14 protein-coding genes are annotated in these 12,356 nt (G+C 56.8%); 7 read left to right on the top strand and 7 right to left on the bottom strand.

The window, feature by feature from the left end; all coding sequences use genetic code 11:
* Window positions 1–65: 65 nt before the first annotated feature.
* From DARO_RS15785 to DARO_RS15775, 3 genes are read right to left on the bottom strand one after another with little or no spacing between them, the layout of a single operon-like run.
* The gene (locus tag DARO_RS15785) at window positions 66–467 is read right to left on the bottom strand and encodes a hypothetical protein (protein WP_011288812.1); all 402 of its coding nucleotides are present in this window, start codon (window positions 465–467) and stop codon (window positions 66–68) included.
* Between the two features lie 9 nt (window positions 468–476).
* The gene (locus DARO_RS15780; protein ID WP_011288811.1) at window positions 477–899 is read right to left on the bottom strand and encodes a DNA polymerase III subunit chi; all 423 of its coding nucleotides are present in this window, start codon (window positions 897–899) and stop codon (window positions 477–479) included.
* Window positions 896–2,392, bottom strand: coding sequence for a leucyl aminopeptidase (locus DARO_RS15775; protein ID WP_011288810.1), 1,497 nt, complete (start codon window positions 2,390–2,392; stop codon window positions 896–898). The genes DARO_RS15780 and DARO_RS15775 overlap by 4 nt, the downstream gene beginning before the upstream one ends.
* 71 nt (window positions 2,393–2,463) lie before the next feature.
* Between DARO_RS15775 and lptF the strand changes: the two genes are divergently transcribed.
* Both lptF and lptG read left to right on the top strand, forming a co-directional pair.
* The gene (gene lptF / locus DARO_RS15770; RefSeq protein ID WP_011288809.1) at window positions 2,464–3,546 is read left to right on the top strand and encodes an LPS export ABC transporter permease LptF; all 1,083 of its coding nucleotides are present in this window, start codon (window positions 2,464–2,466) and stop codon (window positions 3,544–3,546) included.
* Window positions 3,543–4,631, top strand: coding sequence for an LPS export ABC transporter permease LptG (lptG, locus tag DARO_RS15765; RefSeq protein WP_011288808.1), 1,089 nt, complete (start codon window positions 3,543–3,545; stop codon window positions 4,629–4,631). The genes lptF and lptG overlap by 4 nt, the downstream gene beginning before the upstream one ends.
* On the opposite strand, the gene DARO_RS15760 is transcribed toward lptG, so the two are convergent.
* From DARO_RS15760 to DARO_RS15745, 4 genes are read right to left on the bottom strand one after another with little or no spacing between them, the layout of a single operon-like run.
* Complete coding sequence (locus DARO_RS15760) at window positions 4,632–5,045, bottom strand: RDD family protein (RefSeq protein ID WP_011288807.1); 414 nt, start codon at window positions 5,043–5,045, stop codon at window positions 4,632–4,634.
* Window positions 5,045–5,581 carry a DUF3106 domain-containing protein gene (locus tag DARO_RS22455; RefSeq protein ID WP_198134056.1) on the bottom strand — a complete coding sequence of 179 codons (537 nt, stop codon included), beginning with the start codon at window positions 5,579–5,581 and terminating at the stop codon, window positions 5,045–5,047. Before DARO_RS22455 ends, DARO_RS15760 begins: the two co-directional genes overlap by 1 nt.
* The gene (locus DARO_RS15750) at window positions 5,578–5,961 is read right to left on the bottom strand and encodes a DUF3619 family protein (RefSeq protein ID WP_011288805.1); all 384 of its coding nucleotides are present in this window, start codon (window positions 5,959–5,961) and stop codon (window positions 5,578–5,580) included. The genes DARO_RS22455 and DARO_RS15750 overlap by 4 nt, the downstream gene beginning before the upstream one ends.
* On the bottom strand, window positions 5,958–6,536 hold the full coding sequence (locus tag DARO_RS15745; RefSeq protein ID WP_011288804.1) for an RNA polymerase sigma factor: 579 nt from the start codon (window positions 6,534–6,536) through the stop codon (window positions 5,958–5,960). The genes DARO_RS15750 and DARO_RS15745 overlap by 4 nt, the downstream gene beginning before the upstream one ends.
* 102 nt (window positions 6,537–6,638) lie before the next feature.
* Between DARO_RS15745 and ilvB the strand changes: the two genes are divergently transcribed.
* From ilvB to DARO_RS15720, 5 genes are all read left to right on the top strand, one after another.
* Window positions 6,639–8,339, top strand: a complete 1,701-nt coding sequence (ilvB, locus tag DARO_RS15740) for a biosynthetic-type acetolactate synthase large subunit (RefSeq protein ID WP_011288803.1) — start codon at window positions 6,639–6,641, stop codon at window positions 8,337–8,339.
* A gap of 18 nt (window positions 8,340–8,357) precedes the next feature.
* Window positions 8,358–8,849, top strand: coding sequence for an acetolactate synthase small subunit (gene ilvN / locus DARO_RS15735; protein WP_011288802.1), 492 nt, complete (start codon window positions 8,358–8,360; stop codon window positions 8,847–8,849).
* 24 nt (window positions 8,850–8,873) lie between these two features.
* A complete protein-coding gene (gene ilvC, locus DARO_RS15730) occupies window positions 8,874–9,890 on the top strand; it encodes a ketol-acid reductoisomerase (RefSeq protein ID WP_011288801.1) in 1,017 nt (338 codons plus the stop codon).
* Between the two features lie 145 nt (window positions 9,891–10,035).
* Window positions 10,036–10,788 (top strand): CDP-diacylglycerol--serine O-phosphatidyltransferase, encoded by a 753-nt coding sequence (pssA, locus tag DARO_RS15725; protein WP_011288800.1) that lies wholly within the window; start codon window positions 10,036–10,038, stop codon window positions 10,786–10,788.
* Window positions 10,789–10,804: 16 nt separating this feature from the next.
* Window positions 10,805–12,346 (top strand): 2-isopropylmalate synthase, encoded by a 1,542-nt coding sequence (locus DARO_RS15720; RefSeq protein ID WP_011288799.1) that lies wholly within the window; start codon window positions 10,805–10,807, stop codon window positions 12,344–12,346.
* The last annotated feature ends 10 nt before the right edge of the window (window positions 12,347–12,356 follow it).

Raw genomic sequence — 12,356 nt, 5'->3', positions numbered from 1 at the left:
GGGCTTGTCGGAAAAGGGGAAAACCCATGATTATACCGGACCGCAGCACCGGTATCGGCGCGATCTCAGTCGTCTGCGGGCTGGGAGGCAATCATGGCCTGCTCGGCCAGGAAATCGCGGACGGTTGATGCGATGATGTGCGGCAATTCAGCGCTCAAGCGCTGTTCGATGCGACGAGCCAGTTCGTGGATCAATTGGTCGCGTAGTGTCGGATCGATTAGCGGAGCCGGCGGTGTTGGCTCCAGCATCTCAATATCTGGCTCGGCGATGGCTTCAGCGGGAGGAACGAACGCCGTATCCTTCATCGCCGGAACCTCCGCACTCATGGATACCTCGGCATCCAGCAAAACCGGGATATCGTCTTCGTCGATGGCATCGGTCAGCACCGGGAGATCGTCGAACTCAGTATCGTTCTGGCGTTTTCGATGCATCAGCGCGTCGGCGCGGGCGAGGATCGGACTGGGCACTTGGTTTCCTTAACGGTTGCTGAGGTCGAAGTAGCGTACTTCGTAGCCGCGATCCTTGTAGAACTTGACGCGATCCCTGGCGGCAAGGCGGTCGCTTTCGTCCTGGCCGACGACCTCGATCAGACTGTGAAAACGTGAGAAACCGGGCGGGATTTCCTGGCTCAGATTCATCAGGCGCTCATCTTGCGGGATTGTTTCCAGCGTGTCGGCAATCAGAATCGGCGTTTCGGCCGCTAGTGGCGAATCAGCCCGGCAGTGCGGCACAAAGCTGAGTGCTGCGTTTGTCCAAAGCATGCGATCGATGCCGCTGGCGACCTCGGGTTCGAGGGTGTAGACCAACATCGGCTTTTTCTTGGCGTAAGCGCCGCTCAGCAAGGCGCAGGCAGCGGCAATCTTGTCGGATGCGCCGTGGTAGAAAAATACCTCAGTCAATTGAGCTTGCCTGCCCGTTGCAGCAGGTAATACGCCAGCATGGGTACCGGGCGACCGGTGGCGCCTTTGTCGGCCCCGGATTTCCAGGCGGTACCGGCAATGTCGAGGTGTGCCCAGTCGAATTTTTTGGTGAACCGTGACAGGAAGCAGGCGGCGGAAATGGCGCCGCCCCAGCGACCGCCGATATTGGCCATGTCGGCGAACGGGCTTTTCAGCAATTCCTGATAGTCATCCCACAGGGGCATGTGCCAGCCACGGTCATTGGCGTCTTCGCCAGCATCGAGCAGATCGCGAGCCAGCGCATCCTTGTTGGCGAACAGGCCGGTGGCGATGCTGCCCAGTGCGACGACGCAGGCGCCGGTCAGCGTAGCGACGTCAATCACCGTATCGGGCTCAAATCTTTCGGCATAAGTCAGCGCATCGCACAGGATCAGGCGGCCTTCGGCATCGGTGTTCAGGATTTCAATGGTCTGGCCCGACATGGAGGTGACGATATCGCCGGGGCGGGTGGCGTTGCCGCCGGGCATGTTCTCGGTCGCGGGAACGACGACCGTCAAATTGATCGGCAACGCCATGCGGGCCACGGCCTGCATGGTGCCCAGCACGCTGGCCGCGCCACACATGTCGTACTTCATTTCGTCCATTTCGGCACCGGGTTTCAGGGAAATTCCACCGGTGTCAAAAGTGACGCCCTTGCCCACCAATACGATGGGTTTTTCACTGGCTCTGGCGCCTTTGTAGGTCAATACGATCAATTTCGGCGGCTGGTGTGATCCACGAGCCACCGATAGCAGCGAGTGCATTCCCAGTTTTTCCATCTCGGCACGATCGAGAATTTCGCAGCCCAGCTTGAATTCCTCGGCCATGGCCTGGGCCTGTTCGGCCAGGTAGGTCGGATGGCAGATATTGGGCGGCAGATTGCCCAGTGTTTTGGCCATGGCCATGCCCTCGGCAATGGCGAGACCTTGGGCCAGCGCTTCTTCAGCTGGTGCCAACTCGTTGCGCCGCTCGACACTGATCGTCAGCTTGCGCAAGGGGCGACGAATTTCTTCCTTCTTGCTCTTGAACTGGTCGAACTTGTAGGTAGCGTCCAGTGCAATCATGGCCGTCTGGCGAACGCGCCAGGCGATACTGCGTTTCCTGACGGGAAGTTCCGTCAGAAAAATCGAGGCATCGAAGGCGCCGGTTTCGTTCAAGACCTTGACGGCCGTGCGGATGGCGCTGGCGAATTCCTTCTCCCGGAAATCCTTTTCCTTGCCTAGCCCCACTAGCAGAATTCGATCGCAGAGCGTGGAAGGTACGCTGTGCAGCAGCAAGGTGCTGCCTGCCTTTCCTTCCATGTCGCCACGCCGGACGATGTCGGAGATGTAGCCGCCGGATGCCTTGTCGAGCAACTCGGCCGGAAGCGTCATTTTCCTTGATTCGAAAACACCCACAACGACGCAGGCGCTACGCTGTTTTTCCGGGCTACCGCTTTTTATGCTAAATTCCACAAGCTGCTCCTGATCAAGGAAATATCAGTATTTGAGGGATTATCCTCGTATTTTTTCGGTTTCGTCAAAGCATGATATTCGAGCGCGCCGCCCGGCGCGAATTTGCCCAGGCAGCTGCCGGCATCAGCGTTGCGCTGCTGGCTATTCTGACCTCCACTAATCTGATTCGTCTGCTCAAGGAAGCGGCCGGCGGCCGAATCGCGCCTGAAGCGGTCGCTTCTCTGCTGGGATTCTCGGCGCTGAACTTCATGCCGGTGCTTCTCTCGCTGACGCTTTTTGTCTCCGTTCTGCTGAGTTTGTCTCGGGTTTACCGGGATTCGGAGATGGTGGTCTGGTTCTCTTCCGGTCTGCCTCTGACAGGGTGGGTTTCCCCCGTCTTGAGATTTGCTGCACCGATCGTTATTGCGATTGCCGTGGTTTCAGGTTTTCTGGCGCCATGGGCCAATTCCAGTTCTGCGGAGTACCGGGAAAAGCTTTCTGCCCGAAGCGAACTGTCTCAGGTTTCCCCTGGCGCCTTCCGTGAGGTCAAGAAAGGACAGCGCGTATTTTTTGTTGAGGGCGTCGAGGGGGATGGTAGCCACGTTGGTAACGTCTTTGTTGCGTCTTATCAGGAAGGCAAGCTTGGGGTCATCATGTCGGACTCCGGCTACCAGGAGGCTTCAGGAAATGGCGACCGCTTCGTGGTTCTTGAGCACGGGCGCCGCTATGAAGTTGAGCCGGGTACCCCTGCCTTCAAGGTGATGGAATTCGAGCGTTATCGAGCCCGGGTCGAGGATGGGGAGCCTTCTCCTTCCGACGTGTCGCCAAAAGGAATGCCGATTACCCGACTGGTGCTTGAAGATAGCAATCCGGCTCGGGGTGAATTGCTTTGGCGGGTTGGCCTGCCGGTATCTGCATTGGTCCTCTGCTTGCTGGCAATCCCGCTTTCCTATGTCAATCCGCGGGCCGGTCGTTCCGCCAATATGCTGATAGCCATCCTGGTCTACGCCATTTACAACAATCTGTTGTCGGTCAGTCAGGCCTGGGTGGCGCAGGGCAAGATGTCGTTCTGGGTTGGCCTCTGGGCTGCGCATGTCTTGATGCTGTTGCCGCTGGTGTTGCTCTTTTACCGGCGAATAGCCGTTCGTATGCCGTGGCAGAGGTGGGGCGCATGATTTCTCGTTTGAACCTTTATCAGCGCTACCTGATTCGCGAGACATTTGCCTCGGTATTCCTCGTTCTGGCAGCTTTTTTGGCACTGTTTGCCTTCTTTAATTTCATTGACGAACTACGTACGGTCGGCAAGGCAGGTTACAGCGTTGTCCATGCGGCCCTTTTTGTCGCGCTCAGCATGCCTGGGCTGGTCTATGAGCTGATACCGATCGCAACCTTGATCGGCACACTGTACGCCCTGTCCACCTTGGCGCGGCACTCCGAAATTACCGTCCTGCGGGCCTCGGGTCTGGCGACGAGTGATCTGCTGATGACCTTGTTCCGGGCTGCCTTGCTCTTGGCCTTGCTTACCTTTGTGATTGGTGAAGCGGTGGTTCCATTCAGCGAGCGCTTGGGGAAGGAAATCCGGGCCAAGGCATTGAGCACGGTGATTGCGCAAAGTGGCTTCGACAGTGGTTTGTGGGTCAAGGATGGGCGTAGCTTCATCAATATCCGAAAAGCCGCTCCTGATGAGCCTCTTGAGGGGGTTCGCATCTACCATTTCAGTCAGCAGAACCTGCTTGAATCGGTGACGGATGCCCAGGCGGCTGATTTTGAGGATCCTGACCTCTGGCGCTTGAGGGGCGTGGTAAGAACGGTGCTTGAGGGGGATACCTCGCGTGTTGAAAGTACTCAAACGGGTGAGTGGCGGTCCACTGTTACCCCGACGCTTCTCGCTGCACTGATGGTTTCCCCGGAGCGCATGTCGCTTTTCGGGCTTCTGAATTACACCAAGCATTTGACTGAAAACAAGCAGAAGACCGAGCGCTACGAAATAGCCCTCTGGAAGAAGGTGGTCTACCCCTTGGCCGCACTCGTTATGGTGGCGCTGGCACTGCCTTTCGGCTACTCGCACAACCGGGTCGGCGGTGTCAGTCTGAAAATTTTTGCCGGCGTAATGCTGGGTATTCTGTTCTATGCCCTGAACGGGCTATCGTCGAATCTGGGGGCGATCAACTCGTGGTCCCCGATCATCAGCGCGACAGCGCCTTCAGGCTTATTTCTTCTTGTTGCGACCGGGATGCTCTGGTGGGTCGAGCGTCGCTGATCAGCTGGCGGCAATAATCATTGTTCCGGCAAGCCGGTCGTGCAGGAATTGCTGATCCTTGTCGAACATGGCCCAGAAGATGCCAATGCCAAATAGTAATATGCTGGGCCACGCGATCAGGTAACGCAGCACTGCCTGCATCGGGCGCAATGGCGAGCCATCGGCATTGATGATGCGGAGCTTCCATGTCTTCATCGGTAGCGTCTGGCCGCCATTGAGCCAGCACCAGACGAAGTAGATCATCAGCAGGACCAGAATGTGAATCCACAGGGCTCTTGGGTTGATCGTCCAGCCAAACCCGGAAAGAACGATCTGTGGGAGCAGGAAGCCGATCAGCAGAATCGAAAAGACAACGAGCCCCTCATAAAGCAGGCTGACTAGGCGTCGCCGGATGCCCGGCAATTGATTCGCCATTATTGTGACGCGCCACCGACCGCCGACGGTTGAACAGGGGTTCCTGTTGCTCCGGTCGAAGTATCGGTTGTGCTGGTCGCTGTTGAGTTGGCGGGCGGGACTGCCGCTGGCTGGGCCAGCAGTTTTGATGACTTGCTGGTCTCGCGAATGCGCTGCTTCTCATCCGGGGGCAGGTTTGAGTAGGCCTCCCATTTTTGTTTGACAACCTGCTTCTGCTCGGGAGGGAGTTGCTTGAAGTCTTTGTAGGTATCCCGGACCTTCGTGCGCTCTGTCGGCGATAGATTTGCCCATTCGCGCATGCGATCCTGCATTCGCTGTTGCTCGTCCGGCTTCATGCTTGGGTAGCGTTCTGCGATACCCAACCACTTCTTCTTCCGGATGTTCTCCATCCCATCCCAGTCTTTTGCAAGCGGGGCGAGCGTATTTTGTTGTTGTCCGCTCAGTTGGCTCCACACCGGTTGAGGAGGCGTGCCAATGACTACCGTCGTCGGAGGTTCTCCGGCAATCGTCAAATTGAGGGCAAAACTGAGGATCAATCCTCCGAGGAGTCGTCTACTAGCCATTCGAAGAAATCGTTATCCAGGAAAGCATCGGGTGGGAGGTCGTCAGTGAGCAGTGCGCTATCCACTTCTTCCAGCGCATTGACGTACTGGACGCTGTGCCAGTAAAAGGATATCCACATGCCGAGCAGCAATGCCAGTACGGCGAGAATCTGTTTAAGGTAGGGAATGTGGGAGCCGGTTCGGAATACATGCGACCCGAAACCGGCCACTGCCATCTGCGGGGCGGCTTGCTTCTGGTGCGCCAGGGCCAGATGGCGAGCCGCTTCCAGCCTCCGGGATGCGGCCGGCGGGATATCTTTTAGTCCGTAGTTCAGCGCTTGCCGAACGCGATGTGCATAACGTTCTTCATTCATAGCTTTATACCTTTTGCCGACAGGGCGGTTGCCAGCGTGTGGGTGGCACGCGAGCAATGGGTCTTGACACTGCCTTCTGAGCAGCCCATCGCAGCCGCGGTCTCGGCTACGTCCATGTCCTCCCAATAACGCATGAGGAAGGCTTCTCGTTGACGCGCCGGCAATTTTTTTATTTCATCTTCGATGAGGTTGAGCGTTTGTGCTTGTTGCAGCTTGCTTTCCGGGGTTTTGGGGCCGGCATCGTCTTCGTCGGCAGCCAGTGTTTCGAGCGGGTCGTGGTCCTCGTCGTCATCCGGAGTGAACGCCGATAGCAGCGTTGTCCACATCGAGCGCACCTTGCTGCGCCGGTAATAATCACGGATCGTGTTCTGCAAAATACGCTGGAAGAGCATCGGAAACTCTTCGTCTGGGCGGTCACCATATTTTTCGGCGAGCTTGAGCATGGCATCCTGAACGATGTCCAGTGCCGCCTCTTCATCGCGGACGGCAAACATCGCCTGTTTGAAGGCTCGGCGTTCGACAGATTCAAGGAAACAGGAAAGTTGTTGGGGTGATGCCAGGGTCGTCTCTTTCAATAGGCCTTGAGCATTATAGGGGAATGCCGGGAAACCTTGACCGAAAAGGGGCGGTCGATTAAGGTTACGCCCTTTTAGGCAACAGCTTTTTTGGGCTCAAGAATGATGATCAGCGGTGCAGAAATTGTAATCAGGTGCCTGCAAGAAGAAAAGGTCGAATATGTGTTCGGTTACCCTGGGGGTTCCGTTTTGCACATTTATGATGCCCTTTTCAAGCAGGATCAGGTCAAGCACATTCTCGTTCGCCACGAGCAGGCTGCTGTCCACGCAGCAGACGCTTTTTCGCGTTCCTCGCAGAGGGTCGGCGTCGCGCTGGTGACCTCGGGTCCTGGTGTGACCAACACGGTGACGGGCATTGCCACTGCTTACATGGACTCAATCCCGATGGTGGTCATCTGCGGTCAGGTGCCGACCCAGTATATCGGGCAAGATGCTTTCCAGGAGTGCGATACCGTCGGTATTACCCGTCCCTGTGTCAAACACAATTTCCTGGTCAAGGACGTCAAGGATTTGGCCTTGACGATCAAGAAAGCCTTCCATATCGCTGCCACAGGCCGCCCCGGTCCGGTCGTTGTTGATGTTCCGAAGGACATCACGGCTCAGATGTGTGAGTTCGACTATCCGAAAACGGTCCAGATGCGCTCCTACAACCCCGTGGTCAAGGGGCATTTGGGTCAGATCAAGAAAGCCGTCCAGATTCTGCAGGAAGCCAAGCGCCCGATCATTTATACGGGTGGTGGCGTGATTCTTTCGGATGCCGCAGAAAAGCTGACCCAGCTGGCGCGCAAGCTGAACTTCCCGGTGACCAACACGCTGATGGGTTTGGGCGGCTACCCGGCCACCGATCGTCAGTTTGTCGGCATGCTCGGTATGCATGGCACGTTTGAAGCCAATAATGCGATGCACTACGCCGATGTGATCCTGGCGATTGGTGCACGTTTCGATGATCGCGTTATTGGTAACCCCGATCACTTCGGCAGCGAGAAGCGTCGGGTTATTCATATCGATATCGACCCGTCGTCGATTTCCAAGCGGGTCAAGGTTGATGTCCCTATTGTTGGCAATGTGACCGATGTGCTGGATGAAATCCTGAAGTTGCTCGACGGCGGATTCAAGACCGATCCGGAAGTCGCCGACTGGTGGAAACAGATCGACGAGTGGCGTGGTCGTGATTCTCTGCGTTACAAGCAGGGCGAGCACATCATGCCGCAGTACGTCGTTGAGAAACTGTACGAAGTGACTGGGGGCGATGCCTTCATTACTTCCGACGTCGGCCAGCACCAGATGTTTGCTGCGCAGTACTACAAGTTCGATAAGCCGCGTCGCTGGATCAATTCCGGCGGTCTGGGCACCATGGGTGTTGGCCTGCCTTACGGCATGGGGGTTCTGCTGGCCAATCCGGGGGCGCAGGTGGCTTGCGTGACCGGCGAAGGCTCGATCCAGATGTGTATTCAGGAGATGTCGACCTGCAAGCAGTACGAACTGCCGGTCAAGATCATCAATCTGAACAACGGCATGCTCGGCATGGTCCGTCAGTGGCAGGAGATGTTCTACTCCAAGCGCTATTCACAGTCCTACGTCACTTCGCTGCCAGATTTCGTCAAGTTGGCTGAAGCCTATGGCCACGTCGGCATGCGCATTGAAAAGCCGGAAGACGTCGAACCAGCACTGCGCAAGGCCTTCACCGAACACAAGAACGATCTGGTCTTCATGGACTTCATCATCGACCCGGGCGCCAATGTGTTCCCGATGGTCGCGGCAGGCAAGGGCCTGACCGAAATGATCCTCGCTGAAGATCTGTAAGCGGGGGAGGAAAAGAATATGCGACACATCATTTCCATCCTGATTGAAAACGAATCGGGCGCATTGTCCCGAGTGGCAGGACTGTTCTCTGCCCGTGGTTACAACATTGATACGCTCACCGTGGCACCGACGGAAGATCCCTCGTTGTCACGGATGACCATCCTGACCAGGGGTTCCGACGAGGTCCTCGAACAGATCACCAAGCAGCTCAACAAGCTGGTTGATGTGGTCAAGGTGGTTGATCTCTCCGAGGCTGCTCATGTCGAGCGCGAACTGATGCTGATCAAGGTTCGCGCCACCGGCAAGGACCGCGAAGAGATGAAGCGCATGGCCGATATTTTCCGTGGTCGCATCATCGACGTCACGGAATCGACCTATGTCATCGAGTTGACTGGTGCAAGCTCCAAGCTCGACTCCTTCATTGCCGCGCTCGATGCCGGCCTGATTCTCGAAACCGTCCGTACCGGTGTCTGTGGCATCGGCCGTGGCGATCGTATTCTTAAAGTCTAACTATCTGTCTATAAAGAGGATTTCATGAAAGTTTATTACGACAAGGACGCCGATCTCTCCCTCATCAAGGGCAAGAAGGTCACCATCGTTGGTTACGGCTCGCAGGGCCACGCCCACGCCCAGAACCTGAAGGATTCCGGCGTCAAGGTCACGGTTGGCCTGCGCAAGGATGGCGCTTCCTGGAAGAAGGCTGAAGCCGCTGGCTTGAAGGTCGAAGAAATCGCCAAGGCCGTCAAGGGTGCCGACGTGGTCATGATCCTGTTGCCGGACGAGAACATTCCGCAGGTTTACAACGAAGAAGTTGCGCCGAACCTGAAGAAGGGCGCTGCACTGGCGTTCGCCCACGGTTTCAACGTGCATTACAACCAGGTCGTGCCGCGTGCCGACGTGGACGTGATCATGGTCGCCCCGAAGGGTCCTGGTCATACCGTGCGTTCCGAGTACCTTAAGGGTGGCGGCGTGCCGTCCCTGATCGCCGTCTACCAGGATGTGACCAAGAAGGCCAAGGACATCGCTCTGTCTTACGCTGCTGCCAACGGCGGCACCAAGGGGGGCGTCATTGAAACCAACTTCCGCGAAGAAACTGAAACCGACCTGTTCGGTGAGCAGGCTGTTCTGTGCGGCGGCGCTGTCGAACTAGTCAAGATGGGCTTCGAAACCCTGACCGAAGCGGGTTACGCTCCGGAAATGGCCTACTTCGAGTGCCTGCACGAACTGAAGCTGATCGTCGACCTGATGTACGAAGGCGGCATCGCCAACATGAACTACTCCATCTCCAACAATGCGGAGTATGGCGAGTACGTGACCGGCACCGAGGTCATCAACGAGCAGTCCCGTGTCGCTATGCGCAATGCACTGAAGCGCATCCAGACCGGTGAATACGCCAAGATGTTCATTCAGGAAGGCAAGACCAACTATCCTTCGATGACGGCCCGTCGTCGCCTGAATGCCGTGCATCCGATCGAGACCGTTGGTGGTCAGCTGCGCGACATGATGCCGTGGATTCGCAAGAACAAGCTGGTCGACCAGACCAAGAACTAATTTGGTCGCGGCTCGATAGCGTCTGCTTCAATGGCTGACGCTATCTTCGCTTCGGGCGGTGCGGGAGACTGCACCGCCCTTGTTGTTTGTGGCTTTTCGCGGTGTCCGGTGTATCCTTTTCCGGTTGCCCATTCAATTGTGACCCATGACAGAACTCAAGCCCCGTAAGACCCTGTTCAATCCAGAGCTAAAGCGGCGTGGCATTTATGTGCTGCCCAACCTGTTCACCACGGCAGCGCTGTTCGCCGGCTTCTTCGCCATTGTGCAGGCGATGCAGGGGGATTTCGAGCGGGCGGCGATGGCGATCTTTATCGCGATGGTCCTCGATGGCCTGGATGGCCGTGTGGCCCGATTGACGCATACACAATCGGCTTTTGGTGCCGAGTATGACTCGCTTTCGGACATGGTCAGCTTCGGCGCGGCGCCGGCATTGGTCATGTACGAGTGGGCATTGCGCGATCTCGGCCGGATTGGCTGGATCGCTGCGTTCATCTATTGCGCCGGTGCGGCATTGCGCCTGGCGCGTTTCAATACAACGCTGGAAGTGATGGACAAGCGTTTCTTCCAGGGCTTGCCCTCGCCTGCAGCGGCGGCGCTGGTCGCTGGTCTGGTCTGGGTGATGATTGTTTCTGGTGTCCCGGGCAGTGATGTGCGCTGGCTGGCCTGTGTGCTGACCATCTTTGCCGGAATTACCATGGTCTCCAATATCCGCTATTACAGTTTCAAGGACGTCAATCTCAAGAAGAGCGTGCCCTTCTTCGTGATTGCCGCCATTGCGCTTGGCTTTGCGCTGGTGGCCTACAGCCCTGAAATTGCCCTGTTTGGGTTCTTTGTCTTTTATGGTTTGTCCGGTTACGTGCTGGCCGCTCTCGGCCTGTTGAAGCGTAAGGCACAGTGATTTCTCGGAGCAGCATATGAAACAGCACCTGGTTATTTTCGATACTACCCTGCGCGACGGCGAGCAAAGCCCCGGCGCATCAATGACCAAAGAAGAAAAAATCCGCGTTGCCCGCCAGCTTGAGAAAATGCGGGTTGATGTCATCGAAGCAGGTTTTGCGGCAGCTTCGCCAGGCGATTTTGACGCCATTCACTCCATTGCACAGACCATCAAGGATTCGACGGTCTGCTCGCTGGCACGGGCCAACGAGAACGATATTCGCCGGGCTGGTGAGGCAATCAAACCAGCGCAATCGGGTCGTATTCATACTTTTATCGCCACTTCTCCCATTCACATGGAGAAGAAGTTGCGGATGACGCCCGATCAAGTGGTCGAGCAGGCGGTTAAAGCGATTGGCTGGGCGCGCGAATATACGGACGATATTGAATTTTCGGCCGAGGATGCCGGGCGTTCTGATCTGGATTTTCTCTGTCGCATTTTCGAGGAGGTCATCAAGGCCGGAGCAACGACCATCAATGTGCCGGATACGGTTGGCTACAACATTCCATCGCAGTATGCGGAAACCATGCGCCAGTTGATCGAACGGGTGCCTAATTCCGACAAGGTGGTCTGGTCAGTCCACTGTCACAACGACCTCGGGCTGGCTGTCTCCAACTCGCTGGCGGCGGTCCTTTGCGGGGCGCGCCAGGTTGAATGCACGATCAACGGCCTTGGCGAGCGGGCCGGCAATGCGGCGCTGGAAGAAATCGTCATGGCGGTGCGTACCCGGGCCGATGTCTTTCCGGTCGAGACGCGTATCGATACGACCCAGATCGTGCCGGCTTCAAAGCTGGTGTCGCAGATTACAGGTTATCCCGTGCAGCCGAACAAGGCCGTGGTCGGCGCTAATGCTTTTGCCCACGAGTCGGGCATCCATCAGGATGGCGTGCTGAAGCATCGCGAAACCTATGAGATCATGCGGGCGCAGGATGTGGGCTGGACGCAGAACAAGCTGGTGCTTGGCAAGCATTCCGGTCGCAATGCCTTCAAGAATCGCCTGCAGGAGTTGGGTATTGAGCTGGAAAGCGACGAGGCGTTGAATGCTGCTTTTGCCCGTTTCAAGGAATTGGCCGACAAGAAGCATGAAATCTTCGACGAAGACCTGCATGCCTTGGTATCCGACGATCTGGTGACGCCGGATCAGGAGTACTACAAGCTGGTTTATTCCCGCGTCTGTTCAGAGACCGGCGAGATGCCGCGGGCTTCAGTGATTCTTAATATCGGCGGAGTCGAGCACAAGGCCGAAGCCGATGGCGGTGGTCCGGTCGATGCGACCTTCAAGGCCATCGAGAGCATTGCTGGTAGTGGTGCCGAATTGCTGCTTTATTCAGTCAATGCGATTACGACCGGGACCGATGCGCAGGGCGAGGTGACAACCCGTCTTTCCAAGGGCGACCGTATCGTCAATGGCAATGGTGCGGATACGGATATCGTGATCGCTTCAGCGCGTTCCTATCTGAATGCGCTGAACAAGCTGCATTCGACGCTCGATAAGGTCAAGGCGCAAGGCGGCGTCTGATTCCCGCAGG

It is taken from the genome of Dechloromonas aromatica RCB (assembly GCF_000012425.1).
Note: the sequence above shows the minus strand (reverse complement) of the source record. Positions and strands in the feature narration are given on the sequence as shown.